The sequence below is a fragment of the Polymorphobacter fuscus genome (assembly GCF_011927825.1).
GTDB classification, from domain to species: domain Bacteria; phylum Pseudomonadota; class Alphaproteobacteria; order Sphingomonadales; family Sphingomonadaceae; genus Sandarakinorhabdus; species Sandarakinorhabdus fusca.
Map to the genome: position 1 here is coordinate 140,380 of NZ_JAATJI010000002.1, position 21,938 is coordinate 162,317.

Sequence of the window (21,938 nt, forward strand, 5' to 3'; positions counted from 1 at the left end):
CCTAAGGACGTCGATGGCACTCCCCCGTCGCCCCACCGCCGCCGTTCCCCATGGCCGCCTGGCGCGGCTGGCCCGCTTCGGCGGCATGGCCGGCGGTATCGCCGGCGGCATGATCGCCGAAGGGGCGCGGCAATGGGCCACAGGGCAGAAGCCGACGGTGGCCGGGCTGCTGCTGACGCCGGCCAACGCCCTGCGCGTCACCCAGCAGCTGGCCAATTTGCGCGGCGCGGCGATGAAGATGGGGCAGCTACTGTCGATGGACAGCGGCGACTTCCTGCCGCCCGAGCTCGCCGAGATCATGGGTGCCCTGCGCGCCGACGCGACGCCGATGCCGCCGGCGCAGCTGCAGGCGGTGCTGGCCAAAAGCTGGGGCAAGGACTGGCGGCGGCAGTTCGAACGCTTCGACGTGCGGCCGATCGCGGCGGCCTCCATCGGCCAGGTCCACCGGGCGCGGACCCGCGATGGCCGCGACCTTGCCATCAAGGTGCAATATCCCGGCGTGCGCGACAGCATCGACAGCGATGTCGACAATGTCGCGACATTGATCCGCATGTCCGGCCTGGTGCCGGCGACGCTCGACGTGGCGCCGATGCTGGCGGAAGCCAAGCGCCAGCTCCACGAGGAAGCCGATTATGCCCGGGAAGGCGAATGTCTCGCCGAATTCGGCCGCCTGCTCGCCGACGCGCCGGATTATCGCGTGCCGCGCTTCCATGCCGACTTGTCGGGGCGCGACGTGCTGGCGATGGACTTCGTCGCCGGCGTGGCGATCGAGACGCTGGTCGACGCCCCGCAGGCCGAGCGCGACCGCGTGATGACGCTGATGATCGCGCTGTGCCTGCGCGAAATGTTCGAATTCCGGCTGATGCAGACCGACCCCAACTTCGCCAATTATCGCCACGATCCGGCGACCGGCCGGCTGGTGCTGCTCGATTTCGGCGCGACGCGGGCGTTTTCGGCGGCCATGATCGGCGACTATGCGGCGTTGCTGCGCGCCGGGATGGATGGCGACGCGGCCGGCGCACGCGACGCGATGCTGGCGATCGGGCTGTTCGACACTGCCGTTCCGGCCAAGCACCAGGCGGCGATCGCGACGATGTTCGACACCGCGTTCGCACCGCTGCGCGCCGACGGCCTGTTCGATTTCACCGACAATCGCATCGCCGCATCGGTGCGCGACGAAGGCATCGGCATCGCCGCCGACCGCGATTTCTGGCACATCCCGCCCATCGATGCGCTGTTCCTGCAACGCAAGTTCGCCGGGCTGTTCCTGCTCGGCAGCCGGCTCGGCGCCAAGGTCGACATGGCGGCGCTGCTGGCGCCCTACCGGCCGGCGTAGCCGCGATTCTGCGCCGCTGCGAGCCGCGGAGCCTGTCCTACACGAACCAGATCGGATATAGACGCAGTGTTCGTGCAACGCTCATCCGCACGCGCAATCGTCATCCCCGCGAAGGCGGGGATCCATCTCCCGATTGCGGAAGCCGGACCCCGCCGTCACATTCGTCAGAGGGAGCAGGATGAAGACCGCAATAGCGCCCAGCGTTGACCAGCCGCAAACCGCGCAGCCGACTGCCGACCAAAGTCCGACCCCCGATTCGGTGTGACTTTCGAGACTTTCTAAATTCCTGTTAACCTTTGCCCGCCGGTCAGTGCGGCGGAACCGCCTTCAGATAGGCCGCGATCGCCGCCCGGTCTTCCGGCGTCAGCTTCGCCATGTTGCGCTGGACCGCCGCCATCGACCCGCCGACCGAATCATATTCGGGGGTAAAGCCGGTTTCCAGATAATCGGCGATTTCGGCCGCCGACCAGCTGCCGATGCCGGCCGTGCCCGGTGTGATGTTGGGCACTTTGCCCGGCCCGTCGAGGCTGGCGGCGCCGGCGAGCCAGCGGCCGCGGTCAAGCCCGCCAAGCCCGCCGAGACCACGTGCCGTATGGCATTCGCCGCAATGGCCCGGGCCTTCGACCAGATACCGGCCGGCGCGCGCCGCGGCGGGTGCGCCGGCGGGAAGGGCGATCACCGGTTCGGCATCGCCCATGAAGGCCCGTTTCCACAGGCCGATCCCGCGGCGAATGTTGAACGGAAACGACAGGTCATTGGCATGGGCGTCGGTCGTCATGGGCGGCAGCGTCTTCATGAAGGCGAACAGGTCGGCGATGTCGCCGGGGGTCATCCGCTGGTACGATGCATAGGGGAAGGCCGGGTAAAGATGGCGACCGGCCGGATCGACGCCGCGCTGCATGGCATTGGCAAAATCGGCCAGCCGCCATCGGCCGATGCCATGGACCGGATCGGGGGAGATATTGGGCGCGTAAAAGGTCCCGAACGGCGTTTTCAGCGGCGCCCCGCCGCCGAGGCGGAGCTGGGCATCGCCGGTCGCCTTGGCTTCGGCATGGCACGACGCACAGCCGCCGGCCCAGAAGATCCGCTGGCCACGCGCCGCCACGCCGCTGGTTTCCGCGGCGATGCGGTCGGCCGGCAGGCGCTGCGGCGCCGTCGCCCACCAGAGCCCGGCGCCGATGACGGCAAGCACGGCGACAAGGATGGCGATCAACCGCACCGCGACGATCCCGCGCTATTTCTTGACGCGGAACGCCTCGTGGCAGCTTTTGCAATTGGCGGTGACAAGGCCGAACTGCTGGCCAAAGGCTTCCTTGGTGGTGACCTTGGCGGCGATGGCGTTGCCGGTGTCCTTTTCGAACTTGGCGAGCGCTGCCTTGAATTCTGCGGGCTTTTCCCAGATCGCCGGCGAGGCTTCGGACTTGGGCGTGATGCTGCCCTTGGGGAAATAATTGCCGAACTTGGTGGCGACGTCGTGCATGCCGACAAAGATCGCCTGCGCCTTGGCAGCGTCGAAGGGGATCTCCCCCTTCAGGATCTGCCCGCCGGCCTTGGCGTCCTTGCCGTTCTGCTCCATCAACTTCGAGCGCATCGCGGCCGCATCGTCCGCCGCAGCGGCCCAGCCGACCGAGGGGGCGACGAGCATGACGGCTGCGCAGGCGGCGACCAGCATCTTGGGACGAACCATGGCAAATCACTCCGGCAGTTGTGGCAACGGCCGATAATTGAACCCAGATTCGCCGCCGGCGCAACCGGCAAAGCGCGACTATTCGGCCGCCTGGGCAAAGAGGCCGGTCATCGTCGCGGCTTCGTCGAACCGGTCGAGGACGATTTCCAGCTGGTCGGCACTATGTTCGGCACACAGCGAACAGCGCAGCAGGAAGACGCCGACCGGCGTCGCCGGCGGGCGCGACATATTGACGTAGACGCCGAGGCCGATCATCGCCGCCCACATGCGCACGGTGGTTTCCTGGTCGGGCATCAGCACCGACACGATGGCGCTTTCGGGGGTTTCGGTCGCGAGGCGGAAGCCGCGTGCCTTCAGCCCGCCGTGCAGCTTGCGAGTCATGTCCCACAGCCGTGCGCGCTTGTCGCCGGCGTGCATCAGCTTGCGGATGGAGGTCGCGGCGCAGGCGACGACGGCCGGCGGCAACGACGCGGTGAAGGTATAGGGGCGGCAGACGAGGCGCAGGATCTCGAACTTGGGATGGTTCGACACGCAGAAGCCGCCGACCGTGCCGACCGATTTGGAAAAGGTGCCGACGACGAAATCGACATCATCGGCAACGCCGGCGGCTTCATAGACGCCGCGGCCGTTCTCGCCGAAAAAGCCCATGCCATGGGCTTCGTCGACGAGGACCATGCAATTGTGCGCCTTGGCGATGGCGACCAGTTCCTTCAGCGGCGCGATATCGCCGAGCATCGAATAGACGCCTTCGAGGATGACCAGCTTGCCGGCTTCGGGTGGCAGCCGGCGCAGGCGCTTTTCCAGGTCCTCGGCACTATTGTGCTTGAAGCGAACGATATCGGCATTGCCCAGATAGCAGCCGTCATAGATCGAGGCATGGCTGTCGGCATCGAGGATGACGAAGTCGCCCTTGCCGGCGAGCGTCGAGACCATGCCGAGATTGGCCTGATAGCCGGTCGAGAACACCATGGCATGGTCCATGCCGTAGAAATCCTTGAGCGCGTCCTCGCATTCCCTGTGGCCCTGGTAGGTGCCGTTGAGAACACGGCTGCCGGTGGTGCCGGCGCCGAAACGGGTCAGGGCGTCCTTGCCGGCAGCGATGACATCGGGGTCGAAGGTCATCCCCATGTAATTATAGGTGCCGAGCAGGATGGTGTCCTTGCCGTCGATGACCGCGACGGTCGGCGACTTGACCTCCTCCATGACGATCGCGAACGGGTCGCGGATGCCCGACGACAACAGGCCGGCGCGCTCGTTGATCAGCGGATCGAACTTGGAGAAGAGGTCGGTCACTTGGCGACCAGTTTCGTCACCGCGTCGGCGACCTGGCCGATGGTTTCAAGGTCGGGGAGCATGTTGAGCGGCATCACGATATCCCATTCGTCCTCCATGCTGGCGACAAGGTCCATCACCGTCAGCGAGTCCATCTCAAGGTCGCCGGCGAACGTCGTCGTTTCGGCAAGCGGCGCCTTCTTGAGGTTGAGCGGTTCGATAAGTTCGATGATGCGGGCGTAGACCTGCGCGCGGCTTGTCATGAAGACTCCTTTGATCGGCGGGCTTTGCCTTAACAAAATGTCCAAAGCGGGGCCAGTTCACACCCGGGTTCAAAGCCACGCTTTTGCACGAAAGCCGGCGACCGTGTCCGCAACGCCTTCGGCCAGGCCGATTTCCGGGCGCCACACTCCGGCCAGCGCGGCGTTGCCGCCACGCGCCACCCAATCGGGATGGGCGATGTATCGCGCCCGGTCGCGCGTCAATTTGGCGGACAGGCCGATCCGGGCGGCGACATGCAGCATCGACACCGGCAACGGGATGACCCGGACCCGCCGCCCGAGGGCGCCGCCGATGGCCTGGGCGAAATCGGCATGCGAATGACCGTTGGCAGCGCCATCGTCGATTTCCAGCAATCGGTGCGACGGGCCACCGCCGGCCAGCGCCAGCAGCGCGCCCGCCAGATCGTCGACGTGGAGCAGCGAGATCCGCCCCGGCGGCGCGATGTAGAGCCCGCGCGCCGCCAGCTTGTAGATGTCGCGCATTTCGGCATCGGCCGGCCCATAGACGCCCGGCGGGCGGACGATGACCCAGTCCAGCGCGCTCGCCATGACCAATTGTTCCGCGGCGGCCTTGGAGGCGCCATACATGGAAAGCTGCGCTTCGCGCGCCGCCAGGCTGGAGACATGGACGAACCGGCGCACGCCCGCCGCCTGCGCCGCCGCCAGCACCGTTGCCGTGCCGGCGACATTGGCGGCGTCGAAGACTTCGCGGGTCGGGGCACTGACGACGCCGGCGATATGGATGACGGCGCTGGCACCGTCACACAGGGCGGCAAGGGCGGCGGTGTCGGCAAGATCACCCGCGATCCAGCCAATGTCGGGCCTGGCGGGCCGGGGTGTGCGGGTCAGCGCGCGAACGGGGGTGTTGGCGAGGGCGAGCACCCGCTGGCCGACAAAGCCGGTGGCACCGGTAATGGCAATGGTCATGGCAATCGTGATGCCGTCACATCACGACCATGCCCGGTCGTCAGGCCGCCACGTCGAACGGCTGGATCTCGCCCGACAGATATTGCATCCGCGCCTTCGATCGGCTCAGCTTGCCCGATGAAGTCTTGGGCAGGGTCCGCGGCGGCACCAGTTCGACGACACACGACATGCCGGTGATGGCGCGCACCTTGGTGCGGATCGCTTCGCGCAAATTGTTGCGTTCCTCGACATCCGACGTCCGGCATTGCACCAGCACCGCCGGCGATTCCTCGCCCGATGGCGTGGTGATGGCAAAGGCGGCAATGTCACCGGCCTTGAAGCCCGGCAGTTGCTCGATCGCCCATTCGATGTCCTGCGGCCAATGGTTCTTGCCATTGATGATGATCATGTCCTTGGCGCGCCCGACGAGGAAGATCGACCCCGCGGACAGATAGCCCATGTCGCCGGTATCGAGCCAGCCATCGGGCGAAAGCGCCGCCGCCGTCGCTTCGGGATCGCGGAAATAGCCGGCCATGACGCCGAGGCCGCGGACGTAGATGCGGCCGATCCGGCGGTCGGGCAGCACAGCGCCTTCCTCGTCGCGGACTTCGATGGTCAGGCCGGGCACGGCCTTGCCGCAGTTGACGATGGCGCGATAGCGCGTCGGGCGGCGCGGCTTGTCCTTCAGGCCCGGGCGGGCATCGCTGCCGCCGGACAGGATGCGTTCGTCGATGAGATCGGACACGATGCCTTCGCCAAGCGGCATGATCGTCACCGCCAGCGTGGCTTCGGCGAGGCCATAGCTCGGCAGGAAGGCGCTGGCCTTGAAGCCGGCGGCGGCAAAGACGTCGACAAAGGCCTGCATGACTTCGGGGCGGATCATGTCGGCGCCATTGCCGGCAACGCGCCAGCGGGACAGGTCGAAACGCGCCGCGACGTCGATCGACGGCGAAATCCGGCGGGCGCAGATGTCGTAACCGAACGTCGGCGAATAGCTCAGCGTGTTGTGCGGGTTGCGGCTGATCAGCGTCAGCCAGCTGAGCGGACGGCGGGCAAAATCCTCGGTGGCGAGATAATCGACCGAAATCTGGTTGGCGAGCGGCGCCAGCATGCAGCCGACCAGCCCCATGTCATGATACCAGGGCAGCCACGAGACGACACGGTCGCCATGGCCGGCTTCCATGCAATGGGCATGGCCGGCGAGGTTGGCCAGCAACGCCTCGTGGGTCACCGATACGCCGTGCGGGAAGCGGGTGCTGCCGCTGGAATATTGCAGATAGGCGATATCGGTCGACCGCGCCTGGGGCAGCGGCGCATCGGGCGCCGTCTCGGCGAAATACACCGCCCAGTCAGCGGCGGTGCAAAGCCCCTGCGCCGCCTGTTCGACCATCGGGAACAGCCCTTCGGGCGACAGGACCAGGCGCGGGTCGCAGCTGCGCAGCTGGGTGGCAATCTGGTCGACATAGGCGTCGCGGCCGCCGAAACTTGTCGGCAACGGCAGCGGCACCGGCAGCGCGCCGGCGTAAATGGCGGCAAAGAAGGCGGCGGCAAAGCCTGGGCCGGTTTCGGCGATCAGCGCAACGCGGTCGCCGGGCGCGACGCCGTCGGCGATCAGCCGCAGCGCCTGGCGGCGCGCATCGGCAGCGATGGCGCGATAGGGATAGGCATGGACGAGATCGGCGCGGGCATCGTGAAAATTCATGCCCTTGTCGCCCAAGGCCGCATAGTCGAGGGCTTCGCCAAGGGTGGCAAAGGACGCCCGCTTGTAGGGCAGGGCATCGAAGGTCGGCGTCGCTTTCAGTTCCAGGCTCTTGTCCAAGCCCTGTCTCCCTTTGTCCCCGTCGGCGCACCGAAACGGCGGACGACGGATTTATGAATCGTCTCTGCCCCAGCCGGGCGTTTAAATTCCGGCCCGATCATGGCACAAACAAGGCATGACGAAAGAAAGCCACGACGGCGACGGCGAAAAACGCCCGCAGCGGCAAAAGCGACGCGAATATGCGCCGCGCGAACCCCGGCCCATCGATGCGGCGCAGTTGCAGGACATGGCGCTGGGCTATGCCGCGCGCTATGCGACGACGGCGGCCAAGCTGCGCCGCTATCTGGTACGCAAGCTGGGGGAACGGCTGTGGACGCCCGCCGACCCACCCGACATCGAGGCGCTGGTGCTGCGGCTGACCAGCCTCGGCTATGTCGACGACCGCGCCTATGCGGCGGCCAAGCAACGCGATCTAACGGCGCGCGGCTTCGGCGCCGGCCGGGTGCGGGGTGCGCTGTCGGCCGCCGGCGTGTCCAGGGATGATGCAGGTGCCGTGATGGCGCCGGAGGACGGAGCGCCCTGGGACCCCTATGCGCCGGCGATTGCCTTTGCCCGCCGCCGGCGCTTCGGACCATTCGCGCGCGACGGCGCCGGAACCGATCCGGCACGGCGGCAGCGGGAGATGGCGGCGATGGCGCGCGCCGGCCATGACTTCGGCGTGGCGCGGCGGGTGTTGGCGGCCGTGGATGCCGAAGCCGCCGCGGCGTTGACACAGGATGATTGAACGCTCGCTGGCGGCGGTCACATGAAAACGCCGCCGGGGTTGCCCCCGGCGGCGTGCTTCAGCCTTGCGCATTCAGCCGCGCGTCTCAGGCGTCCACGGTCGGCGGCGGCAGCGCCTTGGTGGACCGGAGCCGCTTGGCGCGCGGCGGTTTCTTCGCCGCCGGGACGATCTCGAACGCCAGGTCGTTGTCCTTCAGATGGACGCGGACTTCGCCGCCATGGACCAGCTTGCCGAACAGCAGTTCCTCGGCGAGCGGCTGCTTGATCTTTTCCTGGATCAGGCGGCCCATCGGGCGGGCACCGTACAGCTTGTCATAGCCGCGCTCGGTCAGCCAGCTCTTGGCTTCGTCGGTCAGGCCGATGTGGACGTCGCGCTCGGCAAGCTGGACCTCAAGCTCGAGGACGAACTTGTCGATGACGCGGGCGACAACTTCGGGCGGCAGGTAATCGAACGCCACGACCGCATCGAGACGGTTGCGGAATTCGGGGGTGAACATCCGCTTGATCGCCTCCTCGTCCTCCCCGACGCGCTGGGTGGAGCCGAACCCGACCCCTTCACGCGCCATGTCGGCGGCGCCGGCATTGGTCGTCATGATGAGGATGGTGTTGCGGAAATCGACCGTTTTGCCGTGGTGGTCGGTCAGCTTGCCATTGTCCATGACCTGCAACAGGATGTTGAACAGATCGGGGTGCGCCTTCTCGATCTCGTCGAGCAGCAGCACCGAATGCGGCTGCTGGTCGACGGCATCGGTGAGCAAGCCGCCCTGGTCGAAGCCGACATAGCCCGGGGGCGCACCGATCAGCCGCGAGACCGAGTGGCGCTCCATATATTCGGACATGTCGAAGCGCGTCAGCGGAATGCCGAGGATGGCGGCAAGCTGTTTGGCGACTTCGGTCTTGCCGACCCCGGTGGGGCCCGAGAACAGATAGCTGCCGATCGGCTTGTTGGGCTCGCGAAGGCCCGCGCGGCTGAGCTTGATCGCGCTCGCCACCCGTTCGATCGCCTTGTCCTGGCCAAAGACAACGCGCTTGAGATCGGCCTCGAGCGTGCCAAGCGCCTTCTTGTCGTCGGTCGAAACCGACTTCGGCGGGATGCGCGCCATCGTGGCGATCACCGCCTCGACCTCGCGGACGCCGATGGTCTTCTTGCGCTTGTTTTCGGGCACCAGCATCTGCGATGCGCCAGTCTCGTCGATGACGTCGATCGCCTTGTCGGGCAGCTTGCGGTCGTTGATGTAGCGCGCCGAAAGCTCGACCGCCGCCTTGATGGCTTCGGGCGTGTATTTCAGCTTGTGGTGTTCCTCATAGGACGGCCGCAGCCCCATCAGGATCTTGACGGTGTCCTCGATCGACGGCTCGTTGACGTCGATCTTCTGGAACCGGCGCAGCAGGGCGCGATCCTTCTCGAAGTGGTTGCGGAACTCCTTGTAGGTCGTCGAGCCGATGCAGCGGATGGCGCCCGAGGACAGCGCCGGCTTGAGCAGGTTCGATGCGTCCATGGCGCCGCCCGACGTCGCTCCGGCACCGATGACGGTGTGGATTTCGTCGATGAACAGCACGGCATGGGGCAGCTTTTCCAGCTCGTTGACGACGTTCTTCAGCCGTTCCTCAAAGTCACCGCGATAGCGCGTGCCGGCGAGCAGCGCGCCCATGTCGAGCGAGTAGATGACGGCGGGCAGCAGCACGTCGGGCACCGAGCCTTCGATGATCTTGCGCGCCAGGCCCTCGGCGATCGCCGTCTTGCCGACGCCGGGATCGCCGACATAGAGCGGGTTGTTCTTCGACCGGCGGCACAGGATCTGGATGGTGCGATCGACCTCGGCGTGACGGCCGATCAGCGGGTCGATCTTGCCGGTCTTGGCCTTTTCGTTGAGGTTGACGGTGAACTGCTTCAGCGCGGATTCGGCCTTGGCCTTGTCGCCCTTTTCGGATTTTTCCGACTTTTCGGCCTTTTCCGCCTTCTCGCCCTCGTCCCCGCCCGATCCCTTGACGGCGCGCGCTTCCGACTGGCCCGATTTGGCGATGCCATGGCTGATGAAGCTGACGGCGTCGAGGCGCGTCATGTCCTGCTGCTGCAGGAAGAAAACCGCATGGCTTTCGCGCTCGGAAAACAGCGCGACGAGGACATTGGCGCCGGTGACTTCCTCGCGCCCGGACGACTGGACGTGGAGGATGGCGCGCTGGACGACGCGCTGGAAGCCGGCGGTGGGCGACGGATCGACGCTGGCATCGGCCTTCAGCGCCGAAAGCTCGCTGTCGAGATAGCGTGCCAGCTGGCCCTGCAACTCGTCGACGTCGACGTTGCACGCCTTCAGCACGGCAAGACCGTGGGTATCGCTGGTCAGTGCCAGCAGCAGATGTTCGAGCGTGGCATATTCGTGGGTGCGGCGCGCGGCTTCGGCCAGCGCGTTGTGCAGCGTTTTTTCCAGCTCGCGGGTGAAAGAGGGCATGCCTGTCTCCGCTTGCGCACCGGGCGAAAGGCCCGGCGTCTTGAAGGGAATGTCACCCCGACCGTGCCAAACATCAAGGGGGCAATCAAAATGCCGCCGCCTGTGACATCACGGCACGGCGGCTGGCCGGTTAACGGCGGCTGCCAACCATCGAAAATCGGGTGTCGGGAGCGCTGCCGTTGCGGTATGGCCGCTCGGCAGATCGATGGGGACGACGATGATGATGCGCTGGATGCCGATGACAGCCGTGCTGATGGTTGCTGCGCCCGCGCTGGCGCAAGCGCCTGCCGCGGCGACAACGCCTTCGGCATCAACGGCGATGACTCCGGCGAAAATGCCGCCGGGCTATCTCGCCGGCAAGCCGCCGGTCGACATTCTGAAGCTGTTGCCGGCGCCGCCCGCTGCCGGCAGCGCCCAGGACATCGCCGATCGCACCGCCTATGCCGCCAGTGCAAAGGGCATCGGCGGCGCCGACTGGAAGGCGGCGACGGCCGAGATCAACCCGACAAGCCCCGAATTCATGGCGGCCCTGTCCTGTGCGGTCGGCACGAAATTGTCGCTGCAGGCGACGCCGGCAACGATGGCGATGGTCGCGCGCGCCGGGGTCGACCTGATCGGGCCGATGACCGTTGCCAAGCAGCATTATGCCCGGCCAAGGCCGTTCACGACCGACAAGGGCCAGGCATGCGATCCGGTGGCAGCCGATGGCGTCGGGGCGCGGCTGGGCTGGTCCTATCCCAGCGGCCATAGCGGCATCGGCTGGCTATGGGCGCTGGTCCTGTCCGATGCCGCGCCGGCGCGCGCGCCGGCGATCCGCAGCTTCGGACAGGCCACGGGTGACCTGCGGATCGCCTGCCGCGTCCACTGGCTCAGCGATGTCGAAAATGGCCGCATCCTCGCGACGACGGTCTATCAGCGCATCGCCGCCGAACCCGAATATCAGGCCGATCGGGAGCGCGCCGCGGCGGAGCTTGCCAAGGCACCCCGCCTCGATTGCGCCGGCCGCTGACGGCGACGGTCAATCGGCCAGGCGCACGCAGTCCCGGCCAGCGTTCTTGGCGTCGTACAATGCTGCATCGGCGGCCGACATCAAGGCTTCGCTGTCGTCGGTGATCGAGGTGGCGATGCCCACGCTGACGGTCAGATAGCCGAGCGGAGACCGGGGGTGAGCGACGTCGAGTGCCGTCACGGCGGCGCGGATACGCTCACCCAGTTCCAGCGCGGCTGCTGGGTCGCCCAGCCGCGTCAGCATGGCAAATTCCTCGCCGCCGATCCGGGCCACGGCGCTGCCCGGCGGCACCGCCGACCGGATCGCGCCGGCAAGGCGCCGCAAGGCGGTATCGCCCGCGCCATGGCCCAGGCTGTCGTTATAACCCTTGAACCAGTCGGCATCGATCATCATCACCGTGACCGGCAGCGGCTCACCACTCCGCGTGACGCCGGCGAGCGCGCGTTCGAAGCTGCGGCGATTGCCGAGCAACGTCAGCGGATCGGTCAGGCTGAGCCCGGCGGCGTGTTTGTGGGCGGCGACCAGGTCGGCAATGGACCGGCGATGGCGCATCTGGATCATCGCCATTCGCCAGCAATAAAGCAGGACCGCCGACATGCCGAGGGCCGGGCCGACCGGATCGCCGCGCAACCGTTCGGTCAGCACCGCGGCAAGGGTGGCGATGGGGATGATTGCCGGTGCGATGATCCCCACTGGCGCGGCCAGTTGCGTCAGGCCGCCCGGCAGCGATGCGGGTGGCACGCCGCGGAACAGGAAAAAGGCCAGCATCGGCAAGGCGCCGAACACCAGCCACGGCGAACCCGATGGCACCTGCCAGGTGACGAGGAAGAGATGATTGACCAGCAGCCCCGATGCCACATAAGTCAGCAGCATCGCTGCCACCGGACCGAACAGACCGCCGCCGGGGCGGTCCCGTTGCAGCAGCGCCACCAGCGTGGCGAGCACCGCCAGCGCGAGCGCCTGCAATTCCCGAATGGCATGGGTTTCGTTGACGGCCAGGGACGGCAGATCGGTCAGCGGGTTGCCGAGCATCAACAGGCTGACGGCGGCGAGATAGACCGCCGCCTGGGCGATATCCAGCCGCCATATCCGGCGATCGGCCTCGTCATCGATTCCGCAGGTCAGCATCAGCAGCAGCGGCACGCCGCGCGCCATGAACAGCACGCTGTCGATCAGCGCGTGACCCGAATCCGCTGCCACGATATCCTGCAGCACGAAGATTGCGACATAGGCGAGCGCCCAGAACAGCATCGCCGTCGCCAACAGCCACCACAAGGCACGGTTCTGCCGCTGCACGCGCGCCTGGCATGCGGCATAATGCCCGACCAGCAATGCCTGGCCGCCAAGCGCAACCACTGTGACCAGCACTTCATCGGGCCAGACAGAGCCTGCCACCAGTTGCACAAGAACAAGCAACAGCGACGCAGCGAGCCACGGCCCGACGCCGGCAAGAGCCGTTGGCGCGCACCATCCGAAACCGCTGGGAAGCGGTGGCAGGAGCCTGTTCGTCTTCACCTCAACCTTGCCGAATTGCCCCGTTGGCTCATGGCCACCCACCCCAAGCGGAGACGACGTAGCAGCGTCGCAGTTCCGCAACAATGGCACTCCTAATGCAACATAGTTAACAAGTGGAAACCTGCGTCAACGTGACGAGTGCGGCACGAGTCCTCGGTGTTGCGGCCTAGTATTGCGGTGCGGAGGCGCCATATCGAGGACGCAATCTGGCGCTATGGCGTCGCCGAGGCGTGATCTAGCCCGTTGTTTGGAAGCCCATGACGATCCAGTCCCCAAACCATGCCGCAACATTTGCACCGCAGTTGCGGGTCGCCGAGGATACGGCGATGATCCGTGCGGCGGCGCAAGTGACGCGTGACCTCGCCGCGGCGCGACCGGCGATCTATTGGGCCGATTTTCTCGGTTCGGCGCTGCTGGGCTATACCGGACTGGCGCTGGCCATGACGGCATCGGGCTGGCTGGCGGTGCTGGCCGGCGTCGTGGCGGTGCTCGCCTTGTATCGCGCCGGCCTTTTCACGCACGAGATCGCCCATCTGCGTCCAGGCGCCGTGCCGGGCTTCCGCACCGCCTGGAACTTCATCATCGGCGTGCCGCTGCTGGTGCCGTCGTTCATGTACGAGAATGTCCACAGCATCCACCACACGCGCATCCGTTATGGCACGGCCGAGGACCCTGAATATCTGCCCCTGGCGCTGATGAAGCCGTGGACGGTGCCGATGTTCGCCATCGTGGCGGTGCTGGCGCCGATCGCGCTGCTGCTGCGGTTCGGCATTCTTGCGCCGCTGTCGCTGGTCATTCCGCCGCTGCGCCGGATGCTGGTCGCGCGCTATTCGTCGCTGTCGATCAACCCCGAGTTTCGCCGACGGGCGCCGGAGGGGGCCTTTGCCCGCCATTGGGCAATCTGGGAAACCGCCGCCAGCCTTTGGGCAATGACGCTGCTCGCCCTGGTGGTCACCGGCGTGGTCCCGCTGCGGGAATTTGCCATTGCACTGGCCGTCGTATCGGCGGTTACGGTGCTCAACCAGGTCCGCACACTCGTTGCGCATCTTTGGGAAAATGACGGCGAGCAGCTGACAGTGACCGGCCAGTATCTGGACAGTGTCAACGTGCCGCCGCCGGGGCTCTTGCCTGCCCTTTGGGCCCCCGTCGGCCTGCGCTACCACGCGCTGCACCATTTGCTGCCCGGCGTGCCCTATCATGCGCTCGGCGAGGCGCATCGGCGGATCCAGGCGGCGGTACCCGCCGATTCGCCTTACCATGTGGCCAGCTACCCGGGCCTGACCGGGTTGGTGGTGCGGCTGGTCAGGGGCGGGCGCCGCCCCTGAGGCGGCTTACGCCGCGGCGTTGAAGGGCTTGTCCTTGTCGGGCCGCAGGTCGCCCGGCAGGCCGAGGACGCGCTCGGCGATGATGTTGCGCAAGATCTCGTCGGTGCCCCCGGCGATGCGCAGCCCGGCCGCGCCAAGGTAACTGCCCTGCAGCTTGGCGAGTTCGGGGTCGCCATCGGCGCCGGTGACAAAGCCGTCCCCGCCCGCGAGGTCGAGCGCGAAGCTCGCCATTTCCTGCATCGTCTTGGCGACGACGACCTTGGAAATGCTCTGCTCCGGCCCCGGCATCTGGCCGCGCGACAGGGCGGACAGGGCGCGCATCTGGGTCAGCTTGATGCCCTGGTCGTTGATATAGCTTTGCGCGATGCGTTGACGGACGTCACCCGCTTCGATGGCGGGACCGCCGACCGGCGCTTCGACACCGCGGGCGAGCTTCATCAGTGTTTCGTAACCCGGCGCATGGCGCGGCTTGCCGCCGACGGCGAGGCGTTCGTGCATGAGGGTGGTGAGCGCGACCTTCCAGCCGTTGCCGACATCGCCGAGCCGGTGCGTGTCCTTGACGCGGACGCCGGTGAAGAACACCTCGTTGAAGTCGCTGCCGCCCGACATCTGCTTGATGCCGCGCACCTCGACGCCGGGCGCCTTCATGTCGACGATGAACATCGTCAGGCCCTTGTGCTTGGGAACGCTCGGATCGGTGCGGGTGACGACGATGCCATAATCGCTGGCATGGGCGAAGCTGGTCCACACCTTCTGGCCGTCGATCACCCATTCGTCGCCATCCTGGACGGCACGGGTGCGGATGCCGGCAAGGTCGGACCCGGCCGAAGGTTCGGAGAACAGCTGGCACCAGACTTCATCGCCGACCAGCGCCTTGGGCACATAGCGTTCGGCAATTTCGGCCGAGCCATGGGTGAAGACCGTCGGAATGCACATGCCGAGCCCGATCGAATACAGGCCGGAGGGGGCGTGGAAGCGGCTTTCCTCCTGGCCGTAGATGATCGACTGCATCGGCCCCAGCCCCTGGCCGCCGAAGGCCTTTGGCCACGTGATGCCGGTATAGCCGGCGGCGAACTTCTTCGCCTGCCAGGCCTTGGAGCGCTGGATGAACTCATCGAGCTTCCACGCCGTTTCGGGGGGCTCCCGATATTCGGCGGCGTTGTCTTCCAGCCAGGCGCGCGCCTTGGCGCGATATTCGGCTTCTTGCGGAGTGTCGTTGAAGTCCATGAGTCGATCCTTCGAGGCGATGGCAGGAGTGTGCCCGGTGTCGGCCGGCGTTACGCTGCGGCGCGGTTACGCAGTTCGAGCGCGCGGACGAGCCGGTCCGCCCACCAGCCGCGCGCGGCGAGCGACGCGGTGAGGGCGCGGGCGCGGCGATAGTAGAATTGGCAATCGCTTTCCCAGGTGAAGCCGATGCCACCGTGCAGCTGGACGGTTTCCTCCGCCGTGAAGCTGAGCGCGTCGAGGCTGGCGACGCGGGCGGCGGCGGCGGCCTGACGGAGTTCGGCACCATCGGAGCCGATCATCGCGACACCATGGAGCGCGTGGGCGCGGGCGAGTTCGATCTTGATGAACATGTCGGCGCACTTGTGCTTGACGCCCTGGTAGCGTCCAATGGTCTGGCCGAAGGCGATGCGCGTCTTGGCATATTCGACCGTCATGTCCATCGCCGCCGAAGCGGTGCCGATCGCTTCATAGGCGAGGATGACGGCGGCGCGGTCGAGCCATGCCTGGTAGGCGGCAGGGTCGCCCAGGGGTTCGGCGGGGGTATTGGCGAGGGTCAGCCGGCCGTGGCGGCGGACCAGGTCGAGGGTTTCGACGGGTTCGACAAGGGCGTCGTTGAGGTCGACGATCCACAATGACGGGCCATCGGGGCCGGCGGCAGCGACGATGGCGAGATGCGCGCCGGGCAGGTCAGGGACCGGGGCCTTGCTGCCGGTCAGCGTGTGGCCGCTGGCGGTGGTGGCGACGGTGGCGGGGGTGACCGCGCCGGGCTCGTTCCAGGCGGGGACGGCGATCAGGCTGCCATCGGCGATGCCGGGGAAATATTTTGCCTGCTGCGCCTCGGTGCCGGCGATCAACAGCGCTTCGGTGGCGAGGAGGGTGGACACCAGTGGCACGACGGCAAGCGCGGCCCCTGCTGCTTCGGCGAGCTGGCAGCTTTCCTCGGCGCTCATCCCCAGGCCGCCATGCGCCTCGGGAACGCGCGCCGCGGTCCAGCCTAGATTGGCGATTTCGGCCCAGAGGCCGGCATCGAAATCAGGAGCGCCGGAGGCCATGGCCTTTCGCGCCGGCGCCGTGCCGGCCTTGTCGGCAAACAGCTTTTTCGCCTGTTCGCCAAGTGCCTTGGCATCGTCGGAAAAATCGAAATTCACGTCGCCGCTCCCCAAATGGTTGGCGGCAACTTACCTTAACGTCAACCGCAGACAACCCGCGCCTTTTAGGGGGTGCCGAGGCGAAACCGCGCGAGATGGTCGTAATGGGGGCGGCACGCATCGCGGATGATGGCAGCGTCGCCCGACACGCCGGGCAGGGGCGGCTCGCTGGCTTCGAAGCCTGTGGTTTCAAACACGCGCCCATACCAATGGCTGGCCCAGATGCCATCGCTGGCGCGGCCACCGGGTGCCCAGTGCAGCATGGCGGGGTCGAAAGCGATGCCCAGCGCCGCACACAGGGCCGTCAGCGTGCCGCGCGGGTCGCGCAGGACATCGGCGGAATCGATGACGGGGGGCGGCGACCCGCGCCGGTCGGCCTCGCGGTCGAACCAGGCGCGCTGCCGGGCATAGCCGAGCGCCTCGGCAGTGATGGTCTCGCGCTTGGCGGCATAGCTGCTGATGACCCGTTCGGGGGCCCGAATGAGAAAGGCGTGGGTGAAGCCGGGTAGGTCCGACGCGGCGGCCGGGCCGACCATGTGATGGACCATATGCTTCTGGTACCAGATCGGCGCCGAAGCCGGCCCGGCGAGCGTGGCGGCGACGCTGGTCCAGTCGCAGTCCATGTCGGCGATGATGTCGGCAGCCATTGGGTGGTCGTCGCCGGTCGCCTGCAGATAGGCGCCGTAAAAGGGCTCATCGCTGACGATCGTGTCGGCGCGCGCGCCGAAGCTGCGCATCATCGCCGTCGACAGGTTGCGCGGGCCGGACCACATGGCGATGCGCACCGTCACGCGCCACTGTCCTTCAGCGCGTTGTACAGATCGATCAGCCTGGCCGTCACCGGGCCCGGCAGCGGATGCGGCATCGATCGCCCGTCGATGGCGGCGACCGGCGTCAGGCCGCCGAAGGTGCCGGTGACAAAGGCCTCGCTGGCAGCGAGAAGATCGTCGGGGGCAAAATCGCCCTCGGTCACCGCCATCCCCGCTGCCCTCGCCACCGCCAGCACATTGGCGCGGGTGATGCCGTTGAAACAGAACGCCCCGGACGACGTGCGCAGTTCGCCGTCCACGACCCAGAAGAAGTTGGTGGCGTTGCAGCTGGCGATGTTCCCGGCCGGATCGCGCATCAGCGCTTCATCGGCGCCGGCGGCAATGGCTTCGTTGAGGGCGAGGATGAGCGGCAGGCGGCTGTGCGAATTGATCCGCATGTCGAACATGTCGGGCGGCGTGCAGCGGATACCGGCGGTGTGCAGCCGCAGCCCGGTGGTGCGCAGCGCCGGCGCGGGTTGCTTGTATTCGGCCAGGATGACGATCGTCGGCCGGCCCAGCGCATTGCGCGGATCCTGGTTGGCGGCCTTTTTTTCGCCGCGCGTGACCATCAGGCGCAGATGCGCGCCATCCTCCATGCCGTTCGCCGCGCAGGTTTCGGCGAGCGCCGCTGCAAATTCGGCGCGGGTCAATTGCATGTCGAGCCCGATCGCGGCGGCACTGGCGAACAGCCGGTCGAGATGGGCATCGAGGAACAACAGGCGGCCATGGTGGAGACGCAAGCCTTCCCAGACGCCATCGCCCAGGACGAACCCTGCGTCGAACACCGAGACCAGCGCCGCGGCGCGGTGCACCAGCGCGCCGTTGAGCCAGATCAGGAGGTTGTCGTTGCGCGGATCGGCGGCAAAATCCTGCGAGCCCGTCACCTGCACCTCATCGCTTGAACAGTTCGTCGGCGGCGGCACGGAAGCTGGCTGCCGCGGTGCGCTTGGCCCTCGCTCGCGCCAGTTCGGCCTCGAGCGCGGCGATGCGGTCGTCGAGCTCGGCGACCGACAGCTTGTCGAGGTCTTCGCGGGCCAGGTCCGCCAGGGTGTCGGCCTTGCGGCGCGGCAGGTCGGGGTCTTCGAACATGCAGCAGACGTTGACCGGCGCGGCGGGCAAGTCAATATCCGCGCATGACCATTCCCGCCACCATGACCGCCATCGACCCCAGCGCCGCGGGAGGCCCGGAGGTTTTGCAGCCCGTTACCCGGCCGGTGCCGACGCCGGAGCCGGGGCAGGTGCTCGTCAAGGTCGCTGCTGCCGGGGTCAACCGTCCCGATGTGCTGCAGCGCCAGGGGCTGTACCCGATGCCGCCGGGGGCACCGACGATCCCGGGGCTGGAGATTGCCGGGACGATCGTGGCGCTGGGGACCGATGTGACGCGCTGGCGGGTCGGCGATGCGGTCTGTGCGCTGGTGGCCGGCGGCGGCTATGCCGAATATTGCACGGCGCCGGCGGGCCAGTGCCTGGCGGTGCCGTCGGGCATGGCGCTGACCGATGCCGCCGGGCTGCCGGAAACCTGGTTCACCGTCTGGTCGAATGTCATGGACCGTGGCCATGCGCGCCCCGGTGAGACGCTGCTGGTGCATGGTGGCACGAGCGGCATTGGCGTGACAGCAATCCAGCTCGGCACGGCTCTGGGGATGACGGTGATCGTCACGGCGGGGAGCGGTGAAAAATGCGCCGCGGCGCTGGCGCTGGGCGCGGCGCACGCGATCGACTACAAGGCGCAGGATTTCGTCGCCGAAGTGGCGCGGATCACGGATGGGCGCGGCGTCGACCTGGTGCTCGACATGGTCGGCGGCGATTATGTGCCGCGCAATCTGCAGTGCCTCGCCGACGATGGCCGCCATGTCAGCATCGCCTTCCAGCGCGGCCCGCGCGCCGATCTCGACCTGGTGGCGGTGATGCGCAAGCGGCTGACGCTGACCGGATCGATGCTGCGGCCGCGTTCGGTGGCATTCAAGACCGCGATCGCCGAGACGCTGGAAGGCGTTATCTGGCCGGAGTTCGAGGCCGGGCGGATCGTGCCGGTGACCGACAAGGTCTTCCCGCTCGTCGAGGCAGCGGAAGCACATCGCCGGATGGAGGCGGGGACGCATGTGGGAAAGATCGTGCTGAGCGTCTGAGCGGCTGGCCTCCCCTCTCAACCGAGAGGCGATTTGGGCGGCCGCCGCCGGTAGAGCAGTGGCAACCAACGAGGGACCGCTCATGCTCAACCGGCTCGACGACTATCCCGTCCACCAGACGCCCGAGCCGCTGGCGGTGCTGGCGACGAGCGATCGCAATGCCTATGACCGGACCTGGTTCAACGGCTATGCGCCCGACGGCAGCTATTATTTCGGGCTGGGCATGGCGGTGTATCCGCACCGCGGCATCCTCGATTGCGCCTTCAGCACGGTGCGGCCGGGCCAGCGGCAGCATTGCTTTTATGGATCGCGGCGGGCGCCGGTGGAGCGCACCGAAATGGCGGTAGGGCCGTTCCGCATCGAAGTCGTCGAGCCGATGCGGCGGACGCGGGTCATCCTCGACGACAATGAGACCGGCATCGCCTGCGACCTGACCTTTTCCGCCCGGACGGCGGCCATCGAGGAAGCGCGGCAGACATTGTGGCAGAACGGCCGCCGGGTCATGGACGCGACGCGGTTTGACCAGTTCGGGCGATGGAGCGGCGTGGTGCGGACGCCCGATGGCGAGTGCCGCGTCGACGAAGCGGTGTGCCGGGGCACCAAGGACCGCAGCTGGGGCGTGCGCCGGGTGGGCGAGCCCGAAACCGGCGGTGCGCCGGCCATGCCCGGCGGCATCATGTTCCTGTGGGCGCCGCTGGTCTGGGACGACCATGTCACCCATGCGATCTTCTTCGACGGGCCGCAGGGGCAGGCGCTGGTGCGCGAAGGGATCGTCGCGCCGCTCTATGCCGCCGAGGCCGATATTCCCGGTACCGAGGATGGCCGCGACCAGCGGATGGCGACGGCGCGGCACAGGGTGGCCTATGTGCCGGGCACCCGGCTGGCACGCAGCGCCGAGATCGACCTGGTCGGGCATGACGGAGCCGTGCGCACGATCGCGCTGGAACCCCTTCTGCGCTTCCAGATGAAGGGGCTGGGCTATGGCCATCCGGTCTGGGGGCAGGGGATGTGGAAGGGCGAACTGGCGATCGGTGGGGAGAGCTTCGACGTCGCGGCGCTCGATTTGCTGGCGCCCGAAAATCTCCACGTCCAGCAGGTGGTGCGTGCCACCGACGGGGCGCGGACCGGGGTCGGCGTGCTCGAGCAAGTGGTGTTCGGGCCCTATGCGCCGGCAGGGTTTGCGTCGTTCCTGGACGGGGCGAAATAGGTCACAGCCAATAGCCGAAGCTGTCGTGGTCGGCGGCCTGTTCGCAGGCGCCCTGGGTCATCTTGAGGAACAGCGCATCGGCGCGGGGGGTGCGCTCGACGGACAGCGCCGAAAACACCCCCATGAGGATGCCGTGGAGGGTGAAGCGGCGATAATCGCGCCAGCAGGCGTCCCAGCCATAGCCGGTGACGCCGCGGCGCAGCAGCTCGGCATGGTAGAAGCGCACCAGTTCGGCTTCGTGCGCGCGCCGATCGGCCGGGGACAGGCCGGCCGAAAGGAAATAGGCGACATCGGTCAGGCCGGGGCCGGCGGTGACGGTCTGCCAGTCGAGCGTCGCCATGCGGCGACTGCCGTTGACGTCGAACATGATGTTGTCGAGGCGGAAATCGGCGTGCTGGACCGTGACCGGGGCGTCGTTGCCGGTGCGCATCGCGATGATGGCAGCGGGCAGGCGTTCGACCATGGCCAGATGTTCGGGCGGCAGCAGGCTTGAAAAACGCTCGCGGAACAGCCCGATGATGGTCGGCAGCATGGCATCGACCATCCCCGCCAGCGCCGCCGGGCGCACCGCCAGCCAGTCGAGCCCAGGCAGCGCCGGATCGCCCCAGCGCGGCCCATGGAGCGCGGCGGCCTCGGCCATGGCCGTGCGGGCGTCGTCGAGGCTGCATCCGGCAAGCTGGTCCCCCTGCCGGGCCGGCGCAAGGTCGGCGAGCAGCAGCACGAAATCGTCGCTGACAGGGTCGATCAGCGCCGCATAGGCGTGGGGGGTGTGGATGGCGACGCTGGCGGCGAGCTCACGGTAGAAGCTGACTTCGCGCAGATACAGAAGATGGTCGCTGCCCGATTTGCGGCTGACGGGATCATGCGCGGGGAATTTGCCGATGATGGCGGCGGGGGCTTCGGGCGGTGCATCGGCATAGTCGAGGGTGAAACGGTAGCTGTCCGCCACCAGTCCGTTGCCGACGGGGGCGCGGGTGAAGCTGGTGACGCGCCCGTGGGGCAAGGTGCCGGCGGTGCGGAGGGCGGTGGTCAGCCAGGCGGGGTCGATGGTGTCGGCGGTGCGCAAGTCCATCGGGGCATGATGGACCGGCGTCG

The 21,938-nt window shown here is 67.4% G+C and carries 20 protein-coding genes; 6 read left to right on the forward strand and 14 right to left on the reverse strand.

The window, feature by feature from the left end:
- The first annotated feature begins 13 nt into the window (after nucleotides 1–13).
- Nucleotides 14–1,336 (forward strand): ABC1 kinase family protein, encoded by a 1,323-nt coding sequence (locus GGQ62_RS13980; RefSeq protein ID WP_152578116.1) that lies wholly within the window; start codon nucleotides 14–16, stop codon nucleotides 1,334–1,336.
- Nucleotides 1,337–1,643: 307 nt separating this feature from the next.
- Here GGQ62_RS13980 and GGQ62_RS13985 read toward each other — a convergent pair whose 3' ends face one another.
- The 6 genes from GGQ62_RS13985 to GGQ62_RS14010 form a co-directional block, all read right to left on the reverse strand.
- Nucleotides 1,644–2,555, reverse strand: a complete 912-nt coding sequence (locus GGQ62_RS13985) for a cytochrome c (protein ID WP_152578115.1) — start codon at nucleotides 2,553–2,555, stop codon at nucleotides 1,644–1,646.
- Between the two features lie 15 nt (nucleotides 2,556–2,570).
- Nucleotides 2,571–3,023, reverse strand: coding sequence for a c-type cytochrome (locus tag GGQ62_RS13990; protein WP_152578114.1), 453 nt, complete (start codon nucleotides 3,021–3,023; stop codon nucleotides 2,571–2,573).
- Nucleotides 3,024–3,101: 78 nt separating this feature from the next.
- A complete protein-coding gene (spt, locus tag GGQ62_RS13995) occupies nucleotides 3,102–4,316 on the reverse strand; it encodes a serine palmitoyltransferase (RefSeq protein WP_152578113.1) in 1,215 nt (404 codons plus the stop codon).
- Entirely contained in the window at nucleotides 4,313–4,558 is a 246-nt protein-coding gene (locus GGQ62_RS14000; protein ID WP_152578112.1) for an acyl carrier protein, read from the reverse strand. Before GGQ62_RS14000 ends, spt begins: the two co-directional genes overlap by 4 nt.
- A gap of 69 nt (nucleotides 4,559–4,627) precedes the next feature.
- Nucleotides 4,628–5,503: an NAD-dependent epimerase/dehydratase family protein gene (locus GGQ62_RS14005; protein ID WP_152578111.1), complete on the reverse strand. Its 876-nt coding sequence runs from the start codon at nucleotides 5,501–5,503 to the stop codon at nucleotides 4,628–4,630.
- Between the two features lie 40 nt (nucleotides 5,504–5,543).
- Nucleotides 5,544–7,301: a fatty acyl-AMP ligase gene (locus tag GGQ62_RS14010; protein ID WP_243446169.1), complete on the reverse strand. Its 1,758-nt coding sequence runs from the start codon at nucleotides 7,299–7,301 to the stop codon at nucleotides 5,544–5,546.
- Between the two features lie 115 nt (nucleotides 7,302–7,416).
- Here GGQ62_RS14010 and GGQ62_RS14015 point away from each other — a divergent pair, with 115 nt between their 5' ends.
- A complete protein-coding gene (locus GGQ62_RS14015; protein WP_152578110.1) occupies nucleotides 7,417–8,025 on the forward strand; it encodes a regulatory protein RecX in 609 nt (202 codons plus the stop codon).
- A gap of 85 nt (nucleotides 8,026–8,110) precedes the next feature.
- On the opposite strand, the gene clpA is transcribed toward GGQ62_RS14015, so the two are convergent.
- Nucleotides 8,111–10,474, reverse strand: coding sequence for an ATP-dependent Clp protease ATP-binding subunit ClpA (gene clpA / locus GGQ62_RS14020; RefSeq protein ID WP_152578109.1), 2,364 nt, complete (start codon nucleotides 10,472–10,474; stop codon nucleotides 8,111–8,113).
- Nucleotides 10,475–10,679: 205 nt separating this feature from the next.
- Between clpA and GGQ62_RS14025 the strand changes: the two genes are divergently transcribed.
- Nucleotides 10,680–11,483 carry a phosphatase PAP2 family protein gene (locus tag GGQ62_RS14025; RefSeq protein WP_152578108.1) on the forward strand — a complete coding sequence of 268 codons (804 nt, stop codon included), beginning with the start codon at nucleotides 10,680–10,682 and terminating at the stop codon, nucleotides 11,481–11,483.
- A 9-nt stretch (nucleotides 11,484–11,492) separates the two neighbouring features.
- On the opposite strand, the gene GGQ62_RS14030 is transcribed toward GGQ62_RS14025, so the two are convergent.
- Nucleotides 11,493–12,899: a GGDEF domain-containing protein gene (locus tag GGQ62_RS14030; protein ID WP_152578107.1), complete on the reverse strand. Its 1,407-nt coding sequence runs from the start codon at nucleotides 12,897–12,899 to the stop codon at nucleotides 11,493–11,495.
- A 356-nt stretch (nucleotides 12,900–13,255) separates the two neighbouring features.
- On the opposite strand from GGQ62_RS14030, the gene GGQ62_RS14035 reads away from it, so the two are divergent.
- Entirely contained in the window at nucleotides 13,256–14,323 is a 1,068-nt protein-coding gene (locus GGQ62_RS14035) for a fatty acid desaturase family protein (RefSeq protein WP_152578106.1), read from the forward strand.
- A 6-nt stretch (nucleotides 14,324–14,329) separates the two neighbouring features.
- On the opposite strand, the gene GGQ62_RS14040 is transcribed toward GGQ62_RS14035, so the two are convergent.
- The 5 genes from GGQ62_RS14040 to GGQ62_RS14060 all read right to left on the reverse strand — a co-directional run bounded on the left by GGQ62_RS14040 (nucleotide 14,330) and on the right by GGQ62_RS14060 (nucleotide 18,596).
- Nucleotides 14,330–15,550 (reverse strand): acyl-CoA dehydrogenase family protein, encoded by a 1,221-nt coding sequence (locus tag GGQ62_RS14040; protein ID WP_152578105.1) that lies wholly within the window; start codon nucleotides 15,548–15,550, stop codon nucleotides 14,330–14,332.
- A 50-nt stretch (nucleotides 15,551–15,600) separates the two neighbouring features.
- Nucleotides 15,601–16,698: an acyl-CoA dehydrogenase family protein gene (locus GGQ62_RS14045; RefSeq protein ID WP_152578104.1), complete on the reverse strand. Its 1,098-nt coding sequence runs from the start codon at nucleotides 16,696–16,698 to the stop codon at nucleotides 15,601–15,603.
- 65 nt (nucleotides 16,699–16,763) lie between these two features.
- Nucleotides 16,764–17,489, reverse strand: a complete 726-nt coding sequence (locus tag GGQ62_RS14050; RefSeq protein ID WP_152578103.1) for a sulfotransferase-like domain-containing protein — start codon at nucleotides 17,487–17,489, stop codon at nucleotides 16,764–16,766.
- Entirely contained in the window at nucleotides 17,486–18,391 is a 906-nt protein-coding gene (locus GGQ62_RS14055; protein WP_243446663.1) for an aminotransferase class IV, read from the reverse strand. The genes GGQ62_RS14050 and GGQ62_RS14055 overlap by 4 nt, the downstream gene beginning before the upstream one ends.
- Nucleotides 18,392–18,398: 7 nt before the next feature.
- Complete coding sequence (locus GGQ62_RS14060; protein ID WP_152578101.1) at nucleotides 18,399–18,596, reverse strand: DUF1192 family protein; 198 nt, start codon at nucleotides 18,594–18,596, stop codon at nucleotides 18,399–18,401.
- 44 nt (nucleotides 18,597–18,640) lie between these two features.
- Here GGQ62_RS14060 and GGQ62_RS14065 point away from each other — a divergent pair, with 44 nt between their 5' ends.
- Together GGQ62_RS14065 and GGQ62_RS14070 are read left to right on the forward strand one after the other, a co-directional pair.
- The gene (locus GGQ62_RS14065; RefSeq protein ID WP_152578100.1) at nucleotides 18,641–19,636 is read left to right on the forward strand and encodes an NAD(P)H-quinone oxidoreductase; all 996 of its coding nucleotides are present in this window, start codon (nucleotides 18,641–18,643) and stop codon (nucleotides 19,634–19,636) included.
- A gap of 82 nt (nucleotides 19,637–19,718) precedes the next feature.
- Nucleotides 19,719–20,843 carry an Rv3169 family protein gene (locus GGQ62_RS14070; protein WP_152578099.1) on the forward strand — a complete coding sequence of 375 codons (1,125 nt, stop codon included), beginning with the start codon at nucleotides 19,719–19,721 and terminating at the stop codon, nucleotides 20,841–20,843.
- A 1-nt stretch (nucleotide 20,844) separates the two neighbouring features.
- On the opposite strand, the gene GGQ62_RS14075 is transcribed toward GGQ62_RS14070, so the two are convergent.
- Nucleotides 20,845–21,915: an aminoglycoside phosphotransferase family protein gene (locus GGQ62_RS14075; protein WP_152578098.1), complete on the reverse strand. Its 1,071-nt coding sequence runs from the start codon at nucleotides 21,913–21,915 to the stop codon at nucleotides 20,845–20,847.
- Nucleotides 21,916–21,938: the final 23 nt, after the last annotated feature.